This window comes from Burkholderia sp. E168m15, assembly GCF_016586105.1.
Taxonomy (GTDB): domain Bacteria; phylum Pseudomonadota; class Gammaproteobacteria; order Burkholderiales; family Burkholderiaceae; genus Burkholderia; species Burkholderia orbicola.
This window is the reverse complement of the sequence record NZ_BCPO01000152.1, coordinates 1-21,244: the sequence shown is the minus strand read 5'-3', so window position 1 is coordinate 21,244 and position 21,244 is coordinate 1. Positions and strand designations below refer to the sequence as shown.

Here is a 21,244-nt window from a genome sequence, read left to right as displayed (position 1 = left end):
CCTCACCATGACAGACAGACTGCCTCCCTTCGACCCCGCATCGGCCACCGACGAACAGAAGGCCGTGCTCGCCGACATCCTCAGCGGCCCGCGCGGCAACCTGAACGGGCCGTTCCTCGGCTGGATCGCGAGCCCCGAGCTGGCCCAGCACGCGCAGAAGCTCGGCGCGTTCTGCCGCTATCGCACGGGGCTGCCGCTGCGCCTGTCGGAGCTCGCGATTCTCGTGACGGCCGCGCGCTGGCGCTCGCAGGCCGAGTGGCACATCCATCATCCGATCGCGCTCGAGGCCGGCGTGCCGGCCGCAACGGCCGACGCGATCCGCCGCGGCGTCGCGCCCGTATTCGAATCGGACGACGATGCGCTGATCCATGCGTTCGCCACCGAGCTGTACGACACGCGCCGCGTGAGCGATGCGACGTTCGCGCGTGCACAGGCGCGCTTCGGCCACGAGACCGTCGTGAATCTCGTCGCGCTGCTCGGCTATTACGCGCTCGTGGCGATGACGCTCAACACGTTCGATATGCGCGCAGACGGACAAACTGATTTGCCGTTTCCGGAATAATCGCTGCCGGCGCGTGCGTCGGTAGCCTGTCGCGCATGCATGCAGATTGCTCGAAAAGCCCGTATATACGGGCTTTTCGGCGTTTTGGCACGGATCGATTGGCCATCTCGTCCGTTGCGAGACCCACACATGCGATCTCACCGTCAGAGCAAGAAATTTTCCCCGTCTCTAGAATTTCTTCAAAAGAGCTATGGGGGAAATATCGATGCGCTGGGTCCTGTTGATCGTGTTCATTGCGTGTGTCGTGTACACGCATCGGCGCGGCAAGGTTCGGCACCGGTTGTTCAGGCAACTCTCCGACCACTCGACCTTTACCGCACCGCTGAACTGCTTTTCGTATGCGTTCTCGTCGGTGCCGACCACGCCGTTTCTCGACACGGAGCACTTTCCGGAGCTCGCGGAGCTGCAGCGCGAATGGCGCACGTTCCGCCGCGAAGCGCTCGCGTTGCGCGATGCGAGCCGGATCAAGGCGTCGGGCGAGTACAACGACATCGGCTTCAATTCGTTCTTTCGCCACGGCTGGAAGCGTTTCTACCTGAAGTGGTACGACGCGCCGCATCCGTCCGCGCAGGCGTTGTGTCCGCGCTCGGTCGAGATCCTGTCGCGGATTCCGTCGATCAAGGCGGCGATGTTCGCGCAGTTGCCGCCGGGCGGGACGCTCGGGCTGCATCGCGATCCGTATGCGGGCTCGTTGCGCTACCACCTCGGGCTCGACACGCCGAACGACGACGCGTGCCGGATCGTCGTCGACGGCGAGTCGTACACATGGCGCGACGGCGAGGCCGTGATGTTCGACGAGACGTACCTGCACTGGGCCGAAAACCGCACCGCCCACGATCGCGTGATCCTGTTCTGCGACATCGATCGCCCGATGAAATATCGCTGGGCGCAGCGCGTCAACGATGCGTTCGGACAACTGCTGATGCGCGCGGCCGCGTCGCCGAACGAAACGGGCGATCGCACGGGCGGGCTCAATCGTGCGTTCCGGTACCTGTATGCGATTCGCCGCGCGGGCAAGCGCTTGAAGGCGTGGAATCGCACCGTGTACTACATCGTCAAGTGGCTGCTGTTCGGCGGGATCGCGGTCGCGATCTTCTGCATCTGACGGGCGCGCGCGGGCGGTTTTTTCCGTCTGACGATAGTGCGGCGCGGCGCCGATGGCCGTGCGCTGTCATCAATGCAACCAAATGTATTCGTACGAGATCAACGCGCATTGGCCGCGTATGATGGCTTGTTCACATCGATATGTCGGTGAGCAAGCATGACGAGTACCCGTAAAACCATGATGATCGCCGGCGGGCTGCTGGTAGCCGCGGCCGGCACCGCGTACGTGATGCTGCTGCGCGCGGACCACCGTGCGATCGAAGACGCCGGCATCGGCGATTCGGCCGCGCCTGTTGCTGCGGCGCCCGCAGGCAACGATCACGCAGTGCAGGGCGCGATCGCGCCGCCGGCACCGGCCGCCGCGACGGCGCCGAAGCAGGCGGCTGCCGCGCCGCCTCCCGCACCAACCACATCCACGCCCGCGCCGGCCGCAACCGCGCGCGTCGACGCCGCGCCTGCACCGGTGCCGGTCGTCAGCGACAAGCCGCAACCGGTGACGAAACCGGCCGCACCACCGCCGAAGGTCAACGTCGTGACGGTGAACCCGGAGGATTCGACCCCTCCGGCGCCGGCCGCGGCTCCGGCCCAGACTGCGGCCGTTCAACGCGCCCAATCGGTCCAACCCGCTCAGTCGGCTGCGCCAGCGCAGGCCACGCAACGCGCACAGGTCACGCAACGCGCGCCGCGCAAGCGCGACGGCCTCGAACGCCACGCCGCCGCTGCCGCGCCGCCGGCCGCGATGAAATCCGAAACGCCGGAGACGGCCGCGCTCGTCAGGGAATCGGCGAAGCTCGACCCGTCGTTGCCGCCGCCGTCGATGTCGTCGATCTCTTCGATGCCGGCGAGCACCGGTTCGTACCGGCAGGGCGGTTCGTCGTCCGGCGCGAATCCGGTGGCGGCCGCGATGACCGAGCAACTGGTCAGGCAGTCGAGCAGTTTCAAGTCGACGGCGCCCGTGCCGGCGGACGGCGGCACGACCACGACCAAGTAACCGCGAATGTATTCGGCATAAAAAGGGCCCCGCACGCCGACCAAAGCATGCGGGGCCAAGAGAGACAAACTATGATGCCGGTGCGTTGACGTCCGTCAGGCGGCGACCGCTTCTTCGGCCTGCGGCTGCGCAGTGGCCGCAGGCGCCGCCACGTCCTGCCGGATCAGGTAATCGAACGCGCCGAGCGACGCCTTCGCCCCTTCGCCGACCGCGATCACGATCTGCTTGAACGGCACCGTCGTCACGTCGCCGGCCGCGAACACGCCCGGCACCGACGTTGCGCCGCGTGCATCGACGACGATCTCGCCGTGCTTCGACAGTTCGACCGTGCCTTTCAGCCATTCGGTGTTCGGCACGAGGCCGATCTGCACGAACACGCCTTCGAGGTCGACGCGCTTCGTTTCACCGGAACGCAAATCCTTGTAGACGAGCCCGTTCAGCTTGCTGCCGTCGCCGGTCAGTTCGGTCGTCTGCGCCTGCGTGACGATCGTCACGTTCGGCAGGCTGCGCAGCTTGCGTTGCAGCACTTCGTCCGCACGCAGTTGCGCGCCGTATTCGATCAGCGTGACTTCCTTCACGATGCCGGCGAGGTCGATCGCGGCCTCGACGCCCGAGTTGCCGCCGCCGACCACCGCGACACGCTTGCCCTTGAACAGCGGGCCGTCGCAGTGCGGGCAGTACGCGACCCCGCGGTTACGGTATTCGCGCTCGCCCGGCACGTTGATTTCGCGCCAGCGTGCGCCGGTCGCGAGGACGATCGTCTTCGCCTTCAGCACCGCGCCGTTCGCGAGGCGGATCTGATGCACGTCGCCCGGAATCAGCGCGTCGGCGCGCTGCACGTCCATGATGTCGACGTCGTACTGCTTCACGTGCTGTTCGAGTGCGGTCGCGAACTTCGGCCCTTCGGTTTCCTGAACCGACACGAAGTTCTCGATCGCCATCGTGTCCAGCACCTGGCCGCCGAAGCGCTCGGCCACGACACCCGTCGCGATGCCCTTGCGTGCCGAGTAGATCGCGGCAGCCGCGCCCGCCGGGCCGCCGCCGACGATCAGCGTGTCGAACACCGGCTTGTTTTCGAGCGACTTCGCCGCGCGTTCGCCGGCGCCCGTATCGAGCTTCGCGAGGATTTCCTTCACGCTGCTGCGGCCCTGGCCGAACGATGCACCGTTCAGGAACATCGTCGGCACGGCCATGATCTGGCGCGACTCGACTTCATCCTGGAACAGCGCGCCGTCGATCGCGACGTGGCGAATGCGCGGGTTGATCAGCGACATCACGTTCAGCGCCTGCACGACTTCCGGGCAGTTCTGGCACGACAGCGAGAAAAACGTTTCGAATGCGTAGTCGCCGTCGAGCGCGCGGATCTGTTCGATCACGTCGTCGTCGAGCTTGATCGGATGGCCGCCCGTCTGCAGCAGTGCGAGCACGAGCGACGTGAATTCATGGCCCATCGGGATGCCGGCGAAGCGGATGCCCGCCGGCTTGCCGGGCTCGCCGATCGAGAACGACGGCTTGCGCTCGGCGTCGTCGCGGCGTTCGGTTACGGTCACGCGATCCGTCAGCGACGCAATCTCGTTCAGCAGTGCCAGCAGTTCCTGCGATTTCGCGCTGTCGTCGAGCGAGGCGACGAGTTCGATCGGGCGCGTGATCTTTTCGAGGTACGCTTTGAGTTGGTTCTTGAGATTGGCGTCGAGCATGGCGTTTCGGATTCCGTATTGATAATGCTGGTCGGGCACGTCGTGCCGGAGGAGGGCGCGGGCCGCGCGAGGCGTGGCCCGCCGTCGCGCGCCTCGGGCGAGGCGCGCGGAGCGATCGTCAGATCTTGCCGATCAGGTCGAGCGACGGGGTCAGCGTTTCCGCACCCGGCGTCCACTTAGCCGGGCACACTTCACCCGGGTGCGCGGCGATGTATTGCGCGGCCTGGACCTTGCGCAGCAGTTCGCCTGCGTCGCGGCCGATACCGTTGTCGTGGATTTCGCACAGCTTGATCTCGCCTTCCGGGTTGATCACGAACGTACCGCGCAGCGCCATCCCTTCTTCCTCGATCAGCACGTCGAAGTTGCGCGACAGCGTGAGCGTCGGGTCGCCGACCAGCGGGTACTTGATCTTGGCGATCGTGTCCGACGTGTCGTGCCATGCCTTGTGCGTGAAGTGCGTGTCGGTCGACACGCCGTAGATTTCGACACCCAGCTTCTGGAATTCCGCGTAACGGTCGGCGAGGTCGCCCAGTTCCGTCGGGCAGACGAACGTGAAGTCGGCCGGGTAGAACACGACGACGGACCACTTGCCCTTGAAGTTCTCTTCCGACACGGGCACGAATTCGCCGTTGTGGTAAGCGGTTGCCTTGAACGGCTTGATTTGGGTGTTGATGATCGGCATCTGGACAATTCCTTTTCGTCAGTGGTGAGTGGAGTGTTGCCAGTATCCGGGTTCACCCTGAGCTTGTGAAATTGCTTGTTTCAATCCGAGGCATCGGGATTTTCTATCTGCTTCCGGCCCTTGATTGGGTGGGGGCGGGGAGGTTTTGACGCGTTGACACGGCTGGGCGCGCGCTCGGCATGAGCGCAAATGGGGGGCGTGCGGCGAGCATCCCGCGTGTTCCAGTTGCAGGAGGAGAGGCTGGTGCGCGTGGACCGAGGCGTGACGGGGGAGGGCACGCGTTCGCGCACGCCGGCTTAGATCTGATATGGCACGCGAACGCCGGGCTCGGAGGCGGGAAAGTCCTTCGTGTTGCGCGATACGAGCAACAGCCCGTTCACTTGTGCTGACGCCCACACGATTGCGTCGGGCAGACGTATGCGGCGTTCCTTGCGAATCGTCACGGCGCGATTCGCCACCGTGCTGTCGAGCGCGATGACATTGAACGACGAGAGCCATGCACGGATGGGGGCCTCGTCACTTGCGGACGCCCCGACGAGGACTTCCATCCACGAGATCATGCTGATTGCGCGATAGTCGTAGCGGCCTAGCTCCGCACGCGCGGATTCCACGCCGCCCAGATAATCGATCAGGATGTTGGTGTCGAAAAGGGCTTTTACCATTCCGAGCGCAATTCCTCTTGATAGGCGAGCCCGTCGACCGTGCGATCTTTCCATAGACCGAAGACGTCGTCGGCAAGCCGGTGCTTGTTCAGGGCAATGTAGGCGTCGATCGCGTCACGAATGATGGCGGCGCGGGGACGGTGTTGAGTCTCGACGATGACGGCCAACTCGTCGAGTTGGCCATCCGACAGATCGACCAGAATCCGGCTCATGGCAACCTCCGATATATGATATGCATATCATATATGCCGCCTTGAAAGCATGCAAGGCTCTTGGGTAGGTCGACGCGGCAAGGTGCCCCGCTCAAATCCCCGCCATCTCCCGCAACCATTCCGCCAGCCGCCGCGCCCCGTCCGGCATGTCCGCGTCCTCGCGCGTGCACAGGTAGTAATCACGCCCGTCGTCCAGCGCGTGATCGGACAGTTGCACCAGCTCGCCGTTCGCCAGTTCGCGCTGGACCAGCGGCGCGCGCAGCAGCGCGGCGCCGAGATCGGCGCGGGCGGCGCTCAGCGTGAGCTGGCCGTCCTCGAACATCGGCCCCACCGCGTGCGATACGTGCCGCACGCCGGCGCCCTGCAGCCAGTTGACCCACGTGCTGCGATCCTCGTCATGCACGAGCGGCGCGCGGGCGAGATCGGCCGGCGTGCGGAACGGCCCGTGACGCTTCAGGAACGACGGGCTGCACATCGGCACCATCGCGCCCGGCAGCAGCCGCTCGCAGCGGTAGCCGGGCCAGTCGCCGGTGCCGAAGCGGATCGACAGATCCGACGCATCGCTTCGGTAGTTGCGGTGATGTGCGTACAGCACCGTGACGTCGACATCGGTGTTGTCGGCCAGGAACGCATGCAGCCGCGGAATGAACCAGCCGATGCCGAGCAGCGGAATCAGGCTGACGGTGATCTGGCGCAGCGACGAACGATCGCGCACGAAGCGTGTGGCGCTGCGCAGCACCGAGAACGCCGCGCTGATCGACCGGTAGTAGTCGCGTCCCTCGTCCGTGAGCGCGAGCAGCCGGCCTTCGCGCACGGTCAGCGGCGTCTGGATGAACGCCTCGAGCAGTTGTAACTGATGGCTGACCGCCGACGGTGTGATGTCGAGTTCGCCCGCCGCCGCGGTGACCGAGCCGAGACGCGCGAATGCTTCGAACGCACGCACCGCGCGCAGCGGCGGATCGTGCGGCAACTGTTCGATATTTTTCATGTATCGAATTTTATCGAAAAATCAGAGTAAGCGACAACATAAAAATACCCTTTATTTACAGTGATGTGCGTTAATGTGTCGGGAACGGCATAAGCATCCAATAATTGGGTATTTGGGGTTTGAGTGTCGAATATTTAATATTTTTCATGTTTTTTTGATCCGACTGACCGGTCCCCGCACATGAAAATCGCTTTCTTTTCCACCCATCTCGCCTTCTCCGCGGCCGCCCTGGTCGCCACCGTTCCCGCGTTCGCGCAGTCCGCTCCGCAGACGGTCCTGATCGGTCTCGCCGCGCCGCTCACCGGCCCGTCCGCGCGGATCGGCAAGGACTTGCAGAACGGCGCGCAACTCGCGATCGACGACGCGAACGCGAAGCATCCGACCATCGGCGGCAAGCCGGTCGTCTACAAGCTCGTCGCGGCCGACGATCAGTCCGACCCGCGCACGGCCGTCGCGGTCGCGCAGCAACTCGTCGACCAGCACGTGATCGGCGTCGTCGGTCACTGGAACACGGGCTGCAGCGTGCCGGCGTCGCGCGTGTACCGCGATGCGGGCATTCCACAGATCGCGCCGGCCTCCACCGGTCATCAATACACGCAGCAGGGCTACGCGACGGCGTTCCGCATCATGGGTCACGACGATGCAGGTGGACACTTCACCGGTGCGTACGCGGTGAAGACGCTGAAGGCGAGGCGCATCGCGGTGCTCGACGATCGCACGTCGTTCGGCGCGGGGCTGGCCGACCAGTTCATCAAGGGCGTGCAGGCGAACGGCGGCACGATCGTCGATCGTCAGTACGTGAACGACAAGACGACCGACTTCAGCGGCGTGCTGACCGCGATCAAGGGCAAGCGCGCGGATCTCGTGTTCTTCGGCGGCCTCGACGCGCAGGCCGCGCCGATCGCGCGCCGGATGCGCCAGCTCGGCGTGAACGCGCCGCTGCTCGGTGCGGGCGGCTTCGTGAGTCAGACCTTTCTGTCGCTCGCCGGCAAGGACGGCGACGGCGTGACGGCGCTCGAACCGGGCCTGCCGCTCGACCGGATGCCGGGCGGCAACGCGTTCGACACGCAATACCAGGCACGCTTTCACGCGCCGATCGAACTGCATGCGCCGTTCGCGTACGACGCGGCCGCCACGCTGATCGCGGCCGCGCAGAAGGCCGGCACGACCCAGCCGGCGAAGCTGGTCGCGGCCGTTCGTGCGATCGTGCGGCCCGGCGTGACCGGGCGCATCGCGTTCGACGCCGAAGGCAACCTGAAGGACCCGGCCTTCACGATCTACCAGGTGCGCGGCGGCAAGTGGGCCGTCGTCGACGTGCTCGGCGGCTCGCGCACCGCGGCCAAGTAACGACAAAACGACAAAACGACAAAAAAACCAGGACGATCCCCATGACAGAAGCGCACCCGACATCCGCCGCCGCACCCGAGGACACACGCCTCGGGATCCTCGCGCGGCGCCGCATCGAAGCGGAAATCATCAAGCCGATCTACGAGATCATGAAGCGCGAGTTCGGCGCCGAGCGCGCGCAGGCCGTGATCGCGGAGGCCGTGCGCGGCGCGGCCGTCGACGCGGGCCGGACGTTCGCCGCGCAGGAGCCGGACGGCACGAGCGTGAAGTCGTTCATCGCGCTGCAGGTGCTGTGGGAGAAGGACGATGCGCTCGACGTCGAGGTGCGGCGCGCGGACGACGCGCACTACGACTACGACGTGCATCGCTGCAGCTATGCGGAGATGTATCACGCGATGGGGCTCGGCGAGATCGGCCACCTGCTGAGCTGCGCGCGCGACAGCTATTTCATTCAGGGCTATGCGCCGGACATCGCGCTCACGCGCACCAGCACGATCATGCAGGGCGGCAAGCGCTGCGATTTTCGCTATGCGCTGCAACGCGCGCCGGAGAACGGCGATGCGTAACGATGCCGATACCGCGCGCATGCCGCGCGTCGACGGCGACCGCCTGTGGGCGTCGCTCGAACGGATGGCGCAGATCGGCGCGACGCCGAAGGGCGGCGTGTGCCGCCTCGCGCTGACCGATCTCGACCGCGAGTCGCGTGACCTGTTCGTGCGGTGGGCGCGCGACGCCGGCTGTACGGTGCGCGTCGACCGGATGGGCAACGTGTTCGCGCGCCGCGCAGGCCGCAATCCGGACGCCGCACCGGTGATGACGGGCTCGCACGCCGATTCGCAGCCCACCGGTGGCCGCTACGACGGCATTTACGGCGTGCTCGGCGGGCTCGAAGTCGTGCGCGCGCTGAACGACGCGGGCATCGAGACCGAGCGCCCGGTCGACGTCGTGATCTGGACCAACGAGGAAGGCTCGCGCTTCGCGCCGGCGATGGTGTCGGCCGGCGTGTTCTCGGGCGTCTATACGCTCGAATACGGGTTGTCGCGCAGCGACGGCACGGGCCGGACGATCGGCGAGGAGCTCGAACGGATCGGCTACGCAGGCGCGGAGCCGGTTGGCGGCTATCCGGTGCACGCGGCGTACGAACTGCATATCGAGCAGGGCGCGATTCTGGAACGGGCCGGCAAGACGATCGGCGTCGTGACGGCCGGGCAGGGGCAGCGCTGGTACGAGGTGACGCTCACCGGGGTCGACGCGCACGCCGGTACGACGCCGATGGCGTTCCGTCGCGACGCGCTGGTTGGCGCGGCACGGATGATCTCGTTCATCGAAGTGCTCGGCCGCCGCTACGCACCGGATGCGCGCGCGACGGTCGGGATGATCGAGGCGCGGCCGAATTCGCGTAACACGGTGCCGGGCGGCTGCTTCTTCACGGTGGAATTCCGTCACCCCGACGATGCGGTCCTCGATGAACTGGACGCGGCGCTACGCGCGGAACTCGCGCGCCTGGCCGACGAAACCGGCCTCGGCGCGCGGATCGAGCAGATCTTCACGTATGCGCCGGTGCCGTTCGCGCCACGCTGCATCGACACGGTGCGTGACGCGGCGCGCTCGCTCGGACTGTCGCACATGGACATCGTGTCCGGCGCGGGCCATGACGCGTGCTATGTCGCGCGTGTCGCGCCGACCGGCATGATCTTCGTGCCGTGCGTCGACGGGCTGAGCCACAACGAGGCCGAAGCGATTACGCCGGAATGGGCGACGGCGGGCGCCGACGTGCTGTTGCGCGCGGTGTTGCAGAGCGCGCAGGAAGCGTAAGCGCGCCGGGTGCGGCCGGATGGATGGCGCGCGTTATTTTGCCGTCTTGCGCCGCGCCATGTACGCGAGATACGCGACGATCTGGTCGAGTTCGCGATCGCTCAGTTGATCGGGCGGAAACGCCGGCATGCTGCGGCCCGGCCAGTCGCGTACCGACGCCGGATTGCGGATGTAGCGGCGCAGCGCGGCGGGCTGGAAGTAGTCGACCGGGTTCATCGGCGTGTTCAGGTCGGGGCCGGCGTGGCTGCTGCCCGCGCCGTCGACGCGGTGACACGCGAGACATTGCGTGACGAACAGGCGCTGGCCCGCGCGGGCCGGGTCGTTCGCGGGCAACGCGGTGTCGACCGCGAGCGACGGCCAGCGCGCGAGCGGTGACGATTCGATCGTGATGCGCACGATCTGGTACGGCCACTGCTCGCCGCGCACCGACGACGCGTCCGGCCCGAGCCAGACGAGATAGAACGGCCCCGCGCTGACCTGCTTGCCGGGCAGCTTCGGCCATGGATGGGCCGGGTCCTCGATCGCGAGCCACGGGATCGCGCCGGCCGGCGCGCGGCGGCGCACGAGCTCGAGCGGCAGTTGCGCGGCGAAACCGTCGGCCGCGCGCGTTTCGAGCACGCCGTCGGCCGGCAGCGGCGTGTCGCCGAGCAGCGCGGCGAACGGCACCGCGCGGAACGTCATCGGCCGCCCGTAGGCGATATCGCGCGGCACGTGGATGGCGGCCGCATCGGCGCGCGCGAGCAACGTCTGGCGGGTGAGGGCACGCGTCGTGCCGTCGGTGTCGAGTTCGAGCGTGGACTGGGCCGACGCGCGTTGCCCGAGCAGGCAAACCGTCAGCAGCACGAGCGAAAACCACTGGCGCTTCAGCATTCGTTCTCCGGGAAGGGGCGTTCCGGCGGCGGCAGGAGGCGGGACGCCGCGGCCGATGGAAGGAATCGGGCGACAGTCTAGCCGGTACGGGCGGCGCTGGCGAATTCGGCAGAGGAAAGGCGCGGCAGTTGGGGTCGGGCAGGCCCACGACGGCATGCCCGACTACCGGGCGACCGAGTGGGCGAGGTGTCGTCTGTCGCGGCGTGGTTCGGACGGCGGAAAGACGACGGGCACGGGGAGACACGCGGCCAGTCCGCGTTCACGACGACAGTGCGTTACCGGAGCGCCGTCAATGACTCGAACACGACACTTCGTTCTTCGGCATCGGCGTGTCCTGCTTCGGATCGAAATCGGCTTCGCGCAGCCCCGACGGCGTCAGCGACACGAAATGCATCGCCGTGCCGCGCGCCGGGAAGCCGGCGATGCCGGTCGAGCCCCACGGAATCGGCGAGCGCTGCACGCCGCTTACCTTCATGTCCGCCGGCGTGAGCGCGAGCGTCAGCAGCCGCCCGTCGCGGGTCGGCACATACGCGTGCGTGCCGACGACGCCGAGGCCCGATTCGCGCACCGACGCGGGCAGGCAATCGAGCGTCGCCGTGCGGCGGCCGTCCGGCGCAATCAGCATCGCGACGCCGCGCTCGTCCGCGGTCGTCGTGACGACGATGAAACGGTCGATCTCCGGCACATAGGCGGCTGAATACACGTAGTACTGGATCGCATCGTTCAGCGATCCGAGTTTGTCCAGTTTCGCGGTGACCGGGTCGAACATCGCGTATTCGAGCGTCGCGTCCGTGCTGCCGTCGATGAATTTCTGCCACACGAGCAGCGCGTTGCGCGGCGAGCCCGCGATCACGGGCCACCACTCGCGGCGGCGCGGCGCGACCGCGACATGGTTCAGCACGCGCCCGGCCGCGTCGTAGGTTTTCAGGTAGACGCCGTTGCCGCTGCCGAGGTTGTCGACCCCGCCGCCGTTGACCCAGTCCGCGGAATAGAACACGACGAAGCGGTCGGCGACCGTCGCGACGTGACCCGAGTGGCCGCCCGATTCGACGTCGTTCGGGTAGGGCTTGATCGGTTTCAGGTCGCGGCGGTAGACGCCGTAGCGCTGGCTGACTTCCTGCGACGTATTCCAGCCATCCTCGAACGTGACGAAGATGTCGCCGTGCGCGTTCTGCGCGATCGAGACGGGCTCCTGCGCCTCGGGGCGGCTGATGAACGTGCGCACGCGCAGCACGCGCGGCTCGCCGGGCGCCCATTCGCCGACGTACACGTCATGCGGCCAGCTACCGCCGCGCCGCGCGCCGCGCGGCACGACACCCGAGCTGCTGAAGAACACCCAGCGTTTGCCGTCACCGGCGTCGGCCACGCCGATGCCGTGCATGAAGCGCCGCGGGTCGCCGGTGTCCTGCGGCGCCGGGGTGCTCGGCACGGTGACCGTATGCACGACCGGCGCGCCGGCAAAGGCAGGCGGCGACGCCGTGCCGATGCCGCCCGCGCCGCAGAGGGCAGCCATGGCCAGCCGCATGACCGCCTGTACCGGGCGCGTTCGTCGCGTCATTCGACGGTCACCGATTTCGCGAGGTTGCGCGGCTTGTCGACGTCCGCGCCGCGTGCGCAGCCGACGTGATACGCGAGCAGTTGCAGCGGAATCACGTTGACGATCGGCGACAGCAGGTCGCCCGATTCGCGCACGCGGATCAGGTGCGTGTCGCGGTCGGCGTCGATCTCGAGCTGATTGCCGGCCAGCACGTAAAGCCGCCCGCCGCGCGCACGCACCTCGGCCATGTTGGACTTCAGCTTCTGGAACAGGCGGTCGTCCGGCGCGATCGTGACGACCGGCATCGCGCTCGTGACGAGCGCGAGCGGCCCGTGCTTCAGTTCGCCGGCCGCATAGCCTTCCGCATGGATGTACGACACCTCCTTCAACTTCAGCGCGCCTTCCAGCGCGATCGGGAAATGGATGCCGCGCCCGAGGAACAGCGCGTTCTCGGTGCGGGCGAACTTCGTGGCCCAGCCCATGATCTGCGTTTCCAGCGCGAGCGCGTGGCTGATGCGATCGGGCAGCGCGCGTAATTGCTTCAGGTGCGTCGCGACTTGTGCCGCATCGAGCCGGCCGCGCAGTTGCGCGAGCGTCAGCGTCAGCACGAACAGCGCGACGAGCTGCGTGGTGAACGCCTTGGTCGACGCGACACCGAGTTCGGCGCCGGCCCGCGTGAGGAACCGCAGCGGCGCGTTGCGCGCGATCGTGCTGGTCGCGACGTTGCAGATCGCCATCGACAGGTCCTGGCCCATCGCACGCGCCTGCTCGATCGCGCCGATGGTGTCGGCCGTTTCACCCGACTGCGAGATACCGACGACGAGCGTGCGCGGATCGGCCACCGTGTCGCGGTAGCGGTATTCGCTGGCGATCTCGACCTGCGCCGGCACGCCCGCGATGCTTTCGAGCCAGTACTTCGCGGTCAGGCCCGCGTAGTAGCTGGTGCCGCAGCCGAGCAGCAGCACGCTTCTCACCCGCGACAGCAGCGCGCGCGTACCTTCCGTCGCGTCGAACAGCGCCGGCGAGATCGCGTCGATGCCGTCGAGCGTGCTGTCGATCGCCTTCGGCTGCTCGAAGATTTCCTTCTGCATGAAGTGCTGGTACGGGCCGAGCGCGGCGTCGTCCGCGCGCGCCTTCACTTCGCACAACGGGCGCCGCGCTTCCTGCCCGCCCGCATCGACCACGGCGATGCGCTCCGGCGTGATCAGCGCGACGTCGCCGTCCTCCAGGTACACGAAGCGGTCGGTCAGGTCGCCGAGCGCCGCGCAGTCGGACGCCAGGTAGTTCTGCTCGGCGCCGATGCCGATCACGAGCGGCGAGCCGGCGCGCGCGGCGACGAGGCGCTGCGGCTCGCGCGCACTGAGCACCGCGATCGCGTACGCACCGTGCAGCCGCTTGACGGCGCGTACGACCGCGTCGAACAGGTCGTCGCGATAGAGGCTGTGGATCAGGTGCGCGATGACTTCGGTATCGGTCTGCCCGCGGAACGTATAGCCGCGTTGCTTCAGTTCGGCGCGCAGCGTGTCGTGGTTCTCGATGATCCCGTTGTGCACGACCGCGATCGTGTCGCCCGACATGATCGGGTGCGCGTTCATTTCCGATGGCGCGCCGTGCGTCGCCCAGCGCGTATGCGCGATGCAGGTCTGCGCTTCGAGGCCGAGCGTCAGCACGCGGTCCTGCAAGTCGGTCACGCGTCTCAACGTGCGTTCGCTGCGCAGGCGGCCGTCGCCCTGCACGGCGATGCCGCACGAATCGTAGCCGCGATATTCGAGCCGGCTCAGCGCGTTGACCAGTTGCGGCACTTGATTGTTCCGGCCGCTTGCTCCGACGATTCCGCACATGATTCACCTCGTCTCCAGGAAGTTGTCGACTGGCGCGTGTCGCGCGCCAGCACGGTGTCGAAAGCGGTGCCACGTCGCGCGGCAGGCGTCGCGCCCGGCGCGGCACGTTTCCGGCGATTCATTCGCGCGGTTGTGGCTCGGCATGCGCGATCCACTCGATGCCGGAAATCGACCCGTTCGCATCGTGCGACGCGACGAGAATGCGCGTCGTGCGTCGCGCGCCGCGCCGGCGCTCGCTCGCGAACGCGGTCGGCGGTACCGAGCGCACCTTCACGCTGGCCGAGCGCCGCAGCATCTTCGACACCCGCAACCGGTACGCGAGCGGATGCACGACGCGCCCCGCGATCAGCCACATGACGATCGTGCCGGCGATCAGCGCGATGCTCGTCACGTAGAACACGATCTGTTCGATCGGCATCTCGGCCTCGTTGAACGGCAGCAGGTAACGGTACGTATAGATGCAGATCGAGGCCCATACGCCCCCGACCAGCGCAGGCCGCACGAGACGGAACCACGCGACGAGCACGGGCCCGACGATGTTGCCGCGTTCGGCGATCATGTCGCGCGGTGCGCGCAGGGAAAGGTCAATAATCGGCGCGTTCTTCATGTTGAATGCCTCGGTCGGGACTGACCCAAACGGCGCGCTTGCCACGGCCCCGCAGCACGACGGCGGGCAGGGCGATGACGGTGGTGATCATGCTGATCAGCCAGAACGCGACGGGGTACCAGATGGTGTCAAGGAAGTACATCAGGAGTTTTTCGTCGTAACGACGATCGATCATGCTGCCGATGATCAGCTGCAGGATGCAGGTCGCGACCAGCAGCATCCCGTGCCAGTGCGGCACCACGGACACATGCCAGTTCGGCGGAAGCGGATAGACGACGTCGATCAACGCGAGCAGCAGGATGAACGTCATCGAGTACGCCCACGCGATGCCGATCAGGTATTCGGCGAACAGCGGCCACATCATCATCTGCGTCGGCCGCATCAGCGTGCCCGCGTACTTGAGCAGCACCTGGATGCCGCCCTTCGACCAGCGCAGCCGCTGCCGGTAGAGCCCCTTCACCGTCTCCGGCATCAGGATCCAGCTGAGCGCGTGCGGCTCGTACACGACGCGCCAGTCGCGGCATTGCAGCTTCCAGCTGATGTCGATGTCCTCGGTGAGCATGTCCGAGCTCCAGTAGCCGACGTCGGCGAGCGCCGTCTTGCGGAACATCGTGATCACGCCCGACACCGTGAAGATGCGGCCGTACACCTGTTGCGTGCGCTTGATCAGCCCGACGATCGACGAGAATTCGCCGACCTGCATGCGGCCGAGCAGCGACGTGCGCGTGCGGATGCGCGGGTTGCCGGTCACCGCGCCGACGCCCGGGTCGGTCAGGAAGTGCTCGAGCATCCAGCCGATCGCATCGTGCGCGAGCAGCGCGTCGCCGTCGATGCACAGCAGGTATTCCGCGTTCGACACGGCCGCCGCGGTCGTCAGCCCGACCGCCTTGCCTTCGTTGCGCGCGTGATGGATCACGAGCAGCCGCGGGATCTCGACGGCCAGCTCGTTGAGGATCTCGCCGGTGCGATCCTTGCTGCCGTCGTTGACCGCGATGATGTCGTAGTTCGGATACTGCATCCCGTTCAGGTGGCCGATCACGCTGCGCGCGTTCGCGGCTTCGTTGAAGCAGGGCACGACGATCGACACCTTCGGGATGCCGCTCGACGCGATCGTGCGCGTCGACAGCTCGCGGCCTTCCTCGAGCAGGAAGTAGTGCACGACGCCGCCGATCATCCACAGGTACGACATGAAGAACGGATAGTAGAAGACGAAATCCTGCAGGCGCTGGATGAGGCTATGGGAGGTCATGGTGTCTTGGTTCCCTGCGAGTGCTGCATCTGCATCAGCGCGTTGATCGAGGTGGGGTCGAGGCGCGATTTCAGCGACATCACGTCGCGCATCGCGTCGAGTTCCGGCTGGCCGTTCAGGAAGTTGTCGGGGTAGTAGCCGAAATTCACGGCGCCCTCGCTGCGCAGCCGCCGCATCTGCGCGAGCAGCGTGCCGGCCGGCACCGCCTTCTGCCCGTGCCAGTCGTATGCCTGCAGTTCGAACACGGTGCGCTGCAGCCCACGCTGCTTCGCGCGTACGGCCTTCACGAGCTGGTCCAGCCAGCCTTCCGGGTCTTTCGCCTGTTCCATGTACGGCATCGCCATCAGCGCGACGTAGTCGTAGGCGGCGAGGAAATCGTCGTAGTTCTGCGCGAACCACGCTTCCGATTCGGGCTTGAGCACCGGCATCGCGAAGATGTTGCGCGCGGTCAGCACGTCGCCGACGTTCTGGTGCGCCAGCACGATCTGCTCGAGTTGCCGGGTCATGTCGATCAGGTAGCGCGTCTTCTGGCGCGTCCAGCGTTTCATCAGGTCGGGGTTCTCGCGGATCTTGCCGATGTCGGCCGGCAACCCCCATTGCGAATAGGTGCGCAGCGCATGCCGGCCCCCATCCTCGTAGTCGTCGAGCACCGCGTCGTCGCTGAACAGGATGCCGCTGAACGACGCGTGCTTGCTGAGATCCTCGTAGATCTGCTGGATCATCAGCCGCGCATCGGGATCGAACGGACTCAGCCGGAACACGCGCGTGCCGTTCTCTCTAGCCGGCGCACCGCCGAACGCGCTCACGGCCTGGAGCGAGCGGAGCTTGTCGGGGGACGGCCGGAACGCGAGCACCGGCATCCACGCGTACACCTGTACGTTGGCGCGCGTATTGAGTTGCCACGCGGCACGCGAGAACAGGTCGGAACGCATCGGCAGGTGCCGGTTCGGGAAATACACCGCTTCGGCCACGCCCGTGCCCTTCGGGTCCGCAAACGCCTGCAGGTACACCGATTTCGGCTGCATCCGGTAGATGCGCTCGATCAGCTTGCCGAGATTCGCTTCCTGCCGTGCGGGATCGGGATCGTAGACCTGGTCGAGATCGACCTGCACGGTGCGCTCGGGCACGTCGACGTCGCCGCGGTTCGACGCCGGTTCGCGCATCGAGCGCTCGAACCCGCCGATGTCGACGTCGTACATCATCAGAATCCGTCTCAGTCGGTCGAGCGGCACGTCCGGCGTATTCGGGCCGGCATCGAGGCTGAACTGGACGTCCATGCCGAGCGACGTCGAGATCTGGCGCACGGGCTGGTTTTCCGCGCCGTACGGCCACACCATCGAGCGCGCGACGATACCGGTGCGTTCGCGGATCTGCCGCACGCACGTCTGCAGGTCGTCGTGCACGCGGGCGTGGAACTCGGCGTCGGTCTCGTAGCGTTTCTGATCTTGCAGGTAGAGATGCGACGTGGTCGCCGGCAGCTCGTTGCCTTGCGGATTCGCGACCGCGCCATGGTGGAGATTGTGGGTGTGGCAGCCGAGCTCGACGAATTCAGACTGGCCGAGCTTCTTCACCTCGTCCCACGACAGGAAGTAGTCGCGCGGCACTTGCACCTTGTCGCTGATGCGGATCGGCGTATCCGGCGGCGTGTCGATCCACGCGGTGACGAGGCCCATCACGGCCGGATACTTGAAGCGCTCGAGCAGCGGCAGCACTTTCGTGTAGTGGCTGCGGAAGCCGTCGTCGAACGTGAGCAGCACGGAGCGCGGCGGCAGCGGCTTGCCGCCGCGGCGCGACTCTTCGATCTGCTTGACCGTGATGGTGTGGTAGTTGTTGGTCTGCAGCCACGAGAAGATCGCGGTCAGCGTGCCGGTATCGACCGCGAACGGATCGATGATCGCGGTCGGCGACGAGAACGACGCCATCAGGTTGTCGCGCACGTCGTGCATGCAGATCACGCGAAACGTCTTGCCGTCGGCCGGATCGGACGGCGGCAGCAGATCGATCATCTTGGCGCCGGTCACGCCCGGGAACAGCGAACAGGCGGCAAACGTGCCGAGGCATCCGCACATGAAGGTCCGTCTGGATTGCATTCAGAGCTCCTTGCTAAAACGGCAGGTTGAGCGACAAGAAGCCGGTTTCGGAGCGTTCGCGCTGGCCGTCGTATGCGTGGCTGCTGACCTCGACGCCGTAGCTCAGCGTGATGTCGTGCTTGAACGTCCACGCGTGCTCGAGGCGCGCGCTCCACAGCGGGCTGGTGCCGAAGCCGCGCTCGTTGTACACGCCGCCCGATACCGACACGCGCTGTTGCAGCCCCGTGTCACCTTTCTTCCACAGCGTCAGCTGATGCATCACGGTCGCCGCGGCCGCGTAGTCGCGACCGGGGCTGAAGTAGGGCGCGTCCTGGCGCGTGTTGCTGTCGGTGCCGAGATTCAGCGAGACGTTGACGAGCTGGTTCGCGGACGTGTACACGCGCTGCGTGGCGGTCGCCGCGATCTCCTGGTGCAGGTTCGAATCGCTGTAGCGGCTCACGCCGTAGCTCAGCTTGACTTCGCGCCGGTCGTTCTGGCGATACACGACCTCGACGTTCGCGGAGCGGCCCCAGATGTGCGCGGCATACGCCTTCCACGGCAGCGAGTTGTCGTTGGTGTCCAGCCCGGCGCCGACCGTCCAGTAGTCGTTCAGCGCGTACGCGATCGTCCCGCGACCGCCGGTCCGGCCGTCCCCGCCCATCGAACGCGTGACCTCGCCCAGCACGGTGAGCGGCCCGTGCCGATAGTCGCCGCCGATGCCGGTGCGCGTGCGGCTGACGCTGCCGCCGTCGGTTTGCGCATGGCCGAAGAACGTATGCGAGAAGATCCGCCAGTTGTCGCCGAACGGTTGCGAATAGATGTAGCTGTCCGACGTGAAGCTGTTGTCGGCCAGTGCGCTGTTACCGTGCTCGAAGCTCAGGTCGGTCGTGAACACCGGGCTGCGGTAGGCGTTGTAGTCGCGCTTGAAGCTGCGCACGGAGCCGCTGTCCGGGAACGTGTTGCCCAGGGTCTGATCGACGGTCTTCGCGGTCGCGTAGTCGTCTGCCGTGAGCGATGCGCGGCCGAGGCCCGCGAGCATCTCGACGCTGTCCGGGTGATCGGTCAGCGATGCGCGATACATCGAGATCGCCTGGCGCGGATGCGACTGGCCCGACACGGCGTCGGCGTGCGCGGCACGGACCTCGGCGTTGAACGGCACCTCTTTCTCGAGCTGTTCGAGGGCGGCGATGCCCTGGTCGACGTGACCCGTGAAGATCAGGTACTGCGCGCGCAGCCGGTAGTAGCGCAGATAGTCGCTTTCTCCCGGACCGACGTTGGTCACCTGCTTGACCGGCGGCAGCGACTTCTCCATGTCGTCGAGCACCTGCTTCGCTTCGGGCGCGCGCGCCTGGTCGACGTACGACCAGAACAGCCCTTCGCGCAGCTCGATCGGCTGCGTGCGGGCGCCATACTGGAAGCCGCGGGTCGCGCGATCGGTCGGCGACGCGGTGGCCTGCTGCAACGCCCGCGCGTACACGGTGTTCGCCTTGGCCGGCTCGCTCAGGTACAGGTACGCATCGCCGACGGCCGCCAGCGCGTCGATCGAGATCTCCGCGTTGGACGGAATCGTCTCGAACGTCGTGACGGCCGCCTTCATGTCGCCGCGTGCGGCGAGGGCGACCACCCGGTCACCGGCGAGCGCCGTGCGGACCGGCGTGTACTCCGGCGTGGCCGGTATCCGCTTGTCGAGGTCGTCGGCGGCGCGCAGCGCGTTGTCGAGCCCGTCGAAGCGGTCCGAACTCGTCATCGAACGCGACTTGTCGCGTCCGCCGCGCACCTGCTGGCGAATCGACAGTTCTTCCAGTTGCGCGATGTCGACGGCGGAGAATGCATCGGGCCGGGCCTTCGCTTCGTCGAGCGCCTTGACCGCGCCGCCGCTGGCCGCGAGGCCGAACACGTCGTTGCGCACCGTCGCGACGTCGGCGGTGCGAAGATTCGGCGCCTGCGCATTCGGCGCCTCGACGTCGGGTCCTTGCGATCGCTGGATCGCCTCGCCGGGGAGCTGCGCGCCCGGTGACTGTGAACCCGGTTGCCGGGACGACGGCGGCTCGACGCCAGGCGGCTGGGCCGCGGGCGTGGGCGAGTTCGGCATCGGCGTGCCGGATGCCTGCGCGACGAGCGTCGGCGTAGCCGGCGGTGCGGGGGGCGCGGTTTGGGCGAGTTGTTGAGGTGCATCCGACGTTGGCACGCGTGGTGCCGGCGCATCCGGCGGCACCGTGTCGAATGCCTGCACAAGCAGCATCGGCGCATTCGGCGCGTGCGCGGCCGGCGCAGGTGCATTCGACGCGGTTGCGTCCGGCACCGGAGCACCCGGCTGCGCTGCATCCGGGTCCACGACGACGGTGGTCGGCATCGCGGGGCTCGCCTGTGCGATCTGCATCGACGCATCCGAGGCCCGTGCGATCGGCGTCGGCGCATGAGGGGGCTGCGTGCCCGAACCTTGGGCGGCCTGCGTCGACGCGCCCGTCGGCTGCAGGTCGGGCGGCAGCGCATCCGGCGCACCATGGGAGCCGGAGATTGCACTCGCGTCGCGCGGCTTCGCGTCGCCTTCGGCGGCAAGGCACGGGCCGGACGCGACGAGCAGGCACAGCAACGGCGCATGCAGGAGGACCCGCCGGTTCGGCGGAACGACGGTGGTGCATTGTTGTTGACGATTGTTAGCCACGATGTCTCCTCACTTTGAAACGATCACATCGGTTGCACGCCCGACGGCGTGCTTCGCCGGCTATCGCGTCGCCGGGCGGCGAGGCCCGGCGGCATCCGGTCGGTTCACAGGCGGTTGCGGACCGCTTGTCCGAGCAACGCGCGCGATTCGCTGTTCGTCGGATCGATGGCGAGTGCACGGCTCGCGTTCTGCTCCACACAGCTCCATTCGTCGATCCGTGCGCACCAGCGCGCCCTGGCCAGAGCGCGGGCACCTTCCACTTCGTCGTGCGTGACGCTGGTGGCCTCCATGTGCGCCGTGCCGGCGATATACGACTGAGGTTGCAGTCTCGGCCCGGGGTCGGGAT

General features: G+C 66.9%; 18 protein-coding genes and 1 pseudogene. 6 read left to right on the top strand and 13 right to left on the bottom strand.

Annotated features, from left to right (window positions below; all coding sequences use genetic code 11):
- The first annotated feature begins 7 nt into the window (after nt 1-7).
- From JMF86_RS22115 to JMF86_RS22105, 3 genes are all read left to right on the top strand, one after another.
- On the top strand, nt 8-562 hold the full coding sequence (locus JMF86_RS22115) for a carboxymuconolactone decarboxylase family protein (RefSeq protein WP_011547977.1): 555 nt from the start codon (nt 8-10) through the stop codon (nt 560-562).
- Between the two features lie 205 nt (nt 563-767).
- Nucleotides 768-1,667, top strand: coding sequence for a lipid A hydroxylase LpxO (lpxO, locus tag JMF86_RS22110; protein WP_011694702.1), 900 nt, complete (start codon nt 768-770; stop codon nt 1,665-1,667).
- A gap of 156 nt (nt 1,668-1,823) precedes the next feature.
- A complete protein-coding gene (locus JMF86_RS22105) occupies nt 1,824-2,657 on the top strand; it encodes a hypothetical protein (protein WP_011547975.1) in 834 nt (277 codons plus the stop codon).
- Between the two features lie 95 nt (nt 2,658-2,752).
- On the opposite strand, the gene ahpF is transcribed toward JMF86_RS22105, so the two are convergent.
- From ahpF to JMF86_RS22080, 5 genes are all read right to left on the bottom strand, one after another.
- Entirely contained in the window at nt 2,753-4,354 is a 1,602-nt protein-coding gene (gene ahpF, locus JMF86_RS22100) for an alkyl hydroperoxide reductase subunit F (protein ID WP_011547974.1), read from the bottom strand.
- A gap of 118 nt (nt 4,355-4,472) precedes the next feature.
- Nucleotides 4,473-5,036, bottom strand: a complete 564-nt coding sequence (ahpC, locus tag JMF86_RS22095) for an alkyl hydroperoxide reductase subunit C (protein WP_011547973.1) — start codon at nt 5,034-5,036, stop codon at nt 4,473-4,475.
- Between the two features lie 296 nt (nt 5,037-5,332).
- On the bottom strand, nt 5,333-5,698 hold the full coding sequence (locus JMF86_RS22090; protein ID WP_011547972.1) for a type II toxin-antitoxin system VapC family toxin: 366 nt from the start codon (nt 5,696-5,698) through the stop codon (nt 5,333-5,335).
- Complete coding sequence (locus JMF86_RS22085; RefSeq protein ID WP_011547971.1) at nt 5,692-5,910, bottom strand: hypothetical protein; 219 nt, start codon at nt 5,908-5,910, stop codon at nt 5,692-5,694. The genes JMF86_RS22090 and JMF86_RS22085 overlap by 7 nt, the downstream gene beginning before the upstream one ends.
- A 91-nt stretch (nt 5,911-6,001) precedes the next feature.
- Complete coding sequence (locus JMF86_RS22080) at nt 6,002-6,898, bottom strand: LysR substrate-binding domain-containing protein (RefSeq protein WP_011547970.1); 897 nt, start codon at nt 6,896-6,898, stop codon at nt 6,002-6,004.
- Between the two features lie 180 nt (nt 6,899-7,078).
- Between JMF86_RS22080 and JMF86_RS22075 the strand changes: the two genes are divergently transcribed.
- Genes JMF86_RS22075 through JMF86_RS22065 form a run of 3 tightly spaced genes read left to right on the top strand, consistent with a single transcriptional unit; the run spans nt 7,079 to nt 10,060 of the window.
- Complete coding sequence (locus JMF86_RS22075) at nt 7,079-8,245, top strand: branched-chain amino acid ABC transporter substrate-binding protein (RefSeq protein ID WP_011547969.1); 1,167 nt, start codon at nt 7,079-7,081, stop codon at nt 8,243-8,245.
- Between the two features lie 41 nt (nt 8,246-8,286).
- Entirely contained in the window at nt 8,287-8,811 is a 525-nt protein-coding gene (locus JMF86_RS22070; RefSeq protein WP_011547968.1) for an L-2-amino-thiazoline-4-carboxylic acid hydrolase, read from the top strand.
- Nucleotides 8,804-10,060, top strand: a complete 1,257-nt coding sequence (locus JMF86_RS22065) for a Zn-dependent hydrolase (RefSeq protein WP_011547967.1) — start codon at nt 8,804-8,806, stop codon at nt 10,058-10,060. The genes JMF86_RS22070 and JMF86_RS22065 overlap by 8 nt, the downstream gene beginning before the upstream one ends.
- A gap of 33 nt (nt 10,061-10,093) precedes the next feature.
- Here JMF86_RS22065 and JMF86_RS22060 read toward each other — a convergent pair whose 3' ends face one another.
- The 8 genes and pseudogenes from JMF86_RS22060 to JMF86_RS22025 all read right to left on the bottom strand — a co-directional run.
- Nucleotides 10,094-10,930: a cytochrome c gene (locus JMF86_RS22060; protein WP_011547966.1), complete on the bottom strand. Its 837-nt coding sequence runs from the start codon at nt 10,928-10,930 to the stop codon at nt 10,094-10,096.
- Nucleotides 10,931-11,219: 289 nt separating this feature from the next.
- Entirely contained in the window at nt 11,220-12,488 is a 1,269-nt protein-coding gene (locus tag JMF86_RS22055) for a hypothetical protein (protein WP_011547965.1), read from the bottom strand.
- Nucleotides 12,485-14,308 (bottom strand): glutamine--fructose-6-phosphate transaminase (isomerizing), encoded by a 1,824-nt coding sequence (gene glmS / locus JMF86_RS22050; protein ID WP_011547964.1) that lies wholly within the window; start codon nt 14,306-14,308, stop codon nt 12,485-12,487. The genes JMF86_RS22055 and glmS overlap by 4 nt, the downstream gene beginning before the upstream one ends.
- A gap of 118 nt (nt 14,309-14,426) precedes the next feature.
- Complete coding sequence (locus JMF86_RS22045; RefSeq protein ID WP_011547963.1) at nt 14,427-14,915, bottom strand: hypothetical protein; 489 nt, start codon at nt 14,913-14,915, stop codon at nt 14,427-14,429.
- The gene (pgaC, locus tag JMF86_RS22040; RefSeq protein WP_011547962.1) at nt 14,893-16,164 is read right to left on the bottom strand and encodes a poly-beta-1,6-N-acetyl-D-glucosamine synthase; all 1,272 of its coding nucleotides are present in this window, start codon (nt 16,162-16,164) and stop codon (nt 14,893-14,895) included. Before pgaC ends, JMF86_RS22045 begins: the two co-directional genes overlap by 23 nt.
- A complete protein-coding gene (gene pgaB, locus JMF86_RS22035) occupies nt 16,161-18,254 on the bottom strand; it encodes a poly-beta-1,6-N-acetyl-D-glucosamine N-deacetylase PgaB (RefSeq protein ID WP_011547961.1) in 2,094 nt (697 codons plus the stop codon). Before pgaB ends, pgaC begins: the two co-directional genes overlap by 4 nt.
- 13 nt (nt 18,255-18,267) lie before the next feature.
- Entirely contained in the window at nt 18,268-20,898 is a 2,631-nt protein-coding gene (pgaA, locus tag JMF86_RS22030; RefSeq protein WP_011694703.1) for a poly-beta-1,6 N-acetyl-D-glucosamine export porin PgaA, read from the bottom strand.
- 104 nt (nt 20,899-21,002) lie between these two features.
- Nucleotides 21,003-21,244, bottom strand: a pseudogene (locus tag JMF86_RS22025) (hypothetical protein); the annotation flags it as partial.